General features: G+C 33.2%; 1 protein-coding gene. It reads left to right on the forward strand.

The annotated features are described in order from the left end of the window. The first annotated feature begins 38 nt into the window (after positions 1-38). A complete protein-coding gene (locus tag ACE1ET_RS20595) occupies positions 39-539 on the forward strand; it encodes a hypothetical protein (protein WP_375722432.1) in 501 nt (166 codons plus the stop codon). Positions 540-684 lie beyond the last annotated feature (145 nt).

Here is a 684-nt window from a genome sequence, read left to right on the forward strand (position 1 = left end):
GTTGGCAGCAATAGCAAAAGAAAAAAATTTACATTATTATGAATAGAATATTAGTTTTCACCGCATTCTTCCTATTCTTAACCTGTAATATTAAGGCGACAAACATTCCAGATTCATTAATTAATTTTATAGAAAAAGAACTGCCTGGTTTTTCAATTCCAACAACTAAAGAATATTTACAAGATTGGAATAAATACCTTAAGACTGAAGGAACATTACCATATTACTGTTCAAGTGATTTTAACGGAGATAATAAATTAGACTATGCAATACTTTTAACTGACTCCTTAAATGAAGTATCCCTTTATGCTTTTATTAAAGAAATTAATGATTATAAGGTGATTTTAATAAAACATTTGGGCTCTCAGGGAAAAGAGATTCAAATATTCATTAGTGTTGAGCAAAAAGGTGATTGGGAGTCAGCTACAAATAAAATAAATGTTCCCAATGATGGAATTTCCATTGACCTGACTGAAGAAAGTTTGAGTTGGTCTTATTATTTTGACGGAAAGACTTTTAAACGGTTCTTATATGATTAAAAAGCTACAGCTGCCAACACGCGGTCATAGTGCATGGCAGTTATTTTAAACAAAATGTATAAACGTTCGCTGCACGCGTTTTTCGTCCTGACAGTTCCTTTCCCGTCGGAAAGAAACTGCCACGACACCATACCGCGGGAACGTT

This window comes from Quyinboa mangrovi (genome assembly GCF_042219825.1).
Taxonomy (GTDB): Bacteria; Bacteroidota; Bacteroidia; order Bacteroidales; family UBA5342; genus JBHJHP01.

Bases quoted from the DNA above. Each gene is read 5' to 3' on its own strand.
- ACE1ET_RS20595 (WP_375722432.1), top strand. From the start codon at position 39: ATGAATAGAATATTAGTTTTCACCGCATTCTTCCTATTCTTAACCTGT.